Source organism: Vibrio sp. OPT46, from assembly GCF_015163535.1.
Taxonomy (GTDB): domain Bacteria; phylum Pseudomonadota; class Gammaproteobacteria; order Enterobacterales; family Vibrionaceae; genus Vibrio; species Vibrio alginolyticus.
On sequence record NZ_JADDYG010000397.1, the window covers coordinates 3,401 to 6,452 of the forward strand.

Sequence of the window (3,052 nt, forward strand, 5' to 3'; positions counted from 1 at the left end):
ATCTCATCACCTGGTTGTAACGTGCTACGGGCGTAGGTTTGAGCAATTAAGTTCAGTGCTTCGGTTGCGCCCCGTGTCCAAATGATCTCTTTAGAGCTGTTTGCACCAATAAAGCTTGCCACTCGTTCTCGTGCCGCTTCAAATTGGCTGGTGGCATTAGCCGTTAAACTGTGGCTGCCACGGTGAACATTGGCATTTTGCGCACTGTAGTAATGACTGATGACATCAATCACACATTGCGGTTTTTGCGTTGTCGCTGCGCTATCTAGATACACTAAGGGCGTATCGTTGACGGATTGATTTAGAGCGGGAAATTGCTCACGTACAGCATTTACGTCAAACATTATTCTTCACCAAGCTTGTGGTAGTGCAGAGTAGGCAGAGGGATCATTGGTTCAGCAACTGACCATGCGTGTTTTTTACCTGAGAGTTGAATGATTACTTCCATCGCGAACTCTAAAGCTGTACCCGGACCTTGACTAGTGATCAGGTTGTGGTTGATATCAAAGGTCACGCGTTTGCTGCGCCACTTCTCTTCCGGGATATGTGACTGCAAGCTCGGGTGACAGGTCATCAGTGATTGTGGGAAAAGATTATGGTGTTGCAATACCAACGCCGGTGATGCGCAGATAGCAGCAACCAATTTTCCCTCGTAGATGTGCTGCTTAAGGATTTCTATCATCACCGTACTATCACGGAAAATTTCTGCACCACCAACACCACCAGAAAGCGCTATGGCATCAAACTCATCATCAGCGATATCGACCAGCTTACAATCTGCCGTTAATGTGACTCCGCGAGAAGCTTTCATCGTCAATGAGCCATCAAAAGCAGCACTCGCTACTGTAACGTCATAACCCGCGCGAACCATCATGTCGATGACGGTGACGGCTTCCATTTCTTCGGTGCCTGGAGCGATTGGTACTAAGATTTTCTTACTCATTGTTCTGTCCAGCTTTGTTCTATTTGTTTGATGCGTTGGTAAAGTTTTAAATTCTCAGGCGTATTGATGCGATGTTTCTTGGCAGCCTTTAACAAGTATCCGGTTATAAAATCAATTTCCGTTCGACGCTGATGGAATACGTCTTGTCTCATTGAAGAATAGTTCTCAGCTGTGGCGTTCACCACTTGCATTACCGTATCGAAAAGAGAGCGAAACTCGATAGCAATACCTTCTTTACTCAGTACTTCAACCAGTTCTTGAGTGATGCTTTCGAGTTGTATCTTAAACTCGGGCTTCGCAAGTTCACCATTCTTACACTGGAGAATCGCAGTCAGTGGGTTAATCGCGCAGTTGATCGCTAACTTAGTCCATAACGCAGATTGGATGTGTGGATTCCAAATGGCCTCTGGAAGGGCATTATGCATAACATCTTTCAGAAAAGTGCACTGCATTCCTTTGTCATTATAACCACCCACTTGCGTTGTTCCGTGACCGGTATGCAGTACGTGTTGGTTATCTGGTTTGTATGCGCCGTGCGTCGTTGTGGCGAGCACGATAGGATTGTTTGGCAGAGCCTTCTCCACGCCAGAGGCGGTACCCATACCATTGTGCATCAGCATGATAATCGTGTCTGCGTTGATATGAGGCAGTAAAGGCTGAATGGCGTCTTCCATTTGCCAAGCTTTTACCGTGATCAAAATGAGATCTGCTTTATTTACGGAGGAAATATCTTGATTACTGAATACGATTGCGGGTGTGTCATCCAACTGAAGTGATTGTTGGCTTTCAGAACTTCTTCCCCACAATGAAACATTGTGCCCGGCAAGCTTAAATTTTGTTGCCCAGAGTGAGCCCACCGCACCTGGACCGAGGATAAGGATATTCACCAAACGCTCTCATTAAAAAGGTTTGCTGCAAGGATAATGAGGGAAAAAAGGAAAGCAAATAAAAATGGCGCCGAAAGGCGCCATTTTTGAGCAAACTTAGTGGTTCAATTAGAACTTGTAAGTTACAGCAAGGTAGTGGCCAAAGCCAGTTGACTTGAACCCATCAGTATCTTTGATACCGTACACGTCTTTGTAACCTTTTAGACCGTAACCCACTGCGAAGCGGTCTGAGTGCCAGTAGATACCGTTGAACATTGCACCACCGTTTGACGCGGTTGAACCAAACTTGTTACCAGCATCATCATCCATACCGAATTGGTAATCGATGTAGCCTTGGTAAGAAATGAATGAACCGTTCTCGAAGAAGTAGAATGGTTTGAACCAGTTAGTCGAGATTTGGAAACCGTTCCAATCCTTTTTGTTGCCGTCGTAAGTACCGTATAGGTTAACACCAACTTTACCAAACCAAGGAACCATTACGTCAGAACCTAGACCGATTTTTTGAGAGTTAACACCAGAGTTACCACCCCACTCGATTAGAGTTGCAACGTATAGCTCTTGAACTGGACCGAAAGATAGGTCTTTACCAGTTACCGCATCTAGAGACATACGTGGAGCGAATTTCATAAAGATCTTCTCTGCGCCAGCTTTGTCGCTACCTGGATCAGAAGTTAGGTTGAATACATCAACGTAGCCGTAAAGGTCGAAGATACCAGAGCGGCCGCCGAATTCCATTTCTAGGTAGTCGTGTGAAGACTCACCTGGAAGTTCGTCAAATGCACCCATTAGGTTAAATTGCATCCACTTGTAATCGTTTTTGTGAATATCGCCGTCAGAGTAATCTGCCGCCATAACTGGAGCTGAAGTAGCCGCTAGAAGGCTAAGAGCTAAAAGTGATTTACGCATAAGGGGACTCTCTATGTTTGTAATGATTCAGAACACGCAATCTGTGCTGCGCTTTCCAATTGGCGGGAATAATAGCGATAAAAATCCCAAATGAAAGTGATAAAGGGTGCAAAATGAAACGTTTTTGGTGAGTTGCATCACGAAATTATCTTTATTTACGGAACTTTTTGTTTGTTGCATTTTATTGCAATAAATATGTGATTTGGATCGTTTGCGTAAGCGATTTTATGACTTTTTAAGCCAGTCGATTAACCAACATAAATCGTTAGTGATCGGAGTGATAAGGGATTCGTATGTATCCGTGAATCAAAGAGGA

Annotated in this window: 4 protein-coding genes; all 4 read right to left on the reverse strand. The window is 44.5% G+C overall.

Annotation, left to right across the window (positions count from 1 at the left end; all coding sequences use genetic code 11):
- On the reverse strand, nucleotides 1-344 hold a 344-nt coding region (locus IQR33_RS33455; protein ID WP_228013976.1), incomplete at its 3' end, for an aminotransferase class V-fold PLP-dependent enzyme.
- A complete protein-coding gene (locus IQR33_RS18090) occupies nucleotides 344-943 on the reverse strand; it encodes a DJ-1 family glyoxalase III (protein WP_054576295.1) in 600 nt (199 codons plus the stop codon). The genes IQR33_RS33455 and IQR33_RS18090, both read right to left, overlap by 1 nt.
- Complete coding sequence (panE, locus tag IQR33_RS18095) at nucleotides 940-1,830, reverse strand: 2-dehydropantoate 2-reductase (RefSeq protein WP_054576294.1); 891 nt, start codon at nucleotides 1,828-1,830, stop codon at nucleotides 940-942. Before panE ends, IQR33_RS18090 begins: the two co-directional genes overlap by 4 nt.
- 108 nt (nucleotides 1,831-1,938) lie before the next feature.
- The gene (locus tag IQR33_RS18100; protein WP_005385292.1) at nucleotides 1,939-2,736 is read right to left on the reverse strand and encodes an outer membrane protein OmpK; all 798 of its coding nucleotides are present in this window, start codon (nucleotides 2,734-2,736) and stop codon (nucleotides 1,939-1,941) included.
- Nucleotides 2,737-3,052: the final 316 nt, after the last annotated feature.

Coding starts and splice junctions, on each gene's coding strand:
- IQR33_RS18090 (WP_054576295.1), bottom strand. CDS start 943: ATGAGTAAGAAAATCTTAGTACCAATCGCTCCAGGCACCGAAGAAATG.
- IQR33_RS18100 (WP_005385292.1), bottom strand. CDS start 2,736: ATGCGTAAATCACTTTTAGCTCTTAGCCTTCTAGCGGCTACTTCAGCT.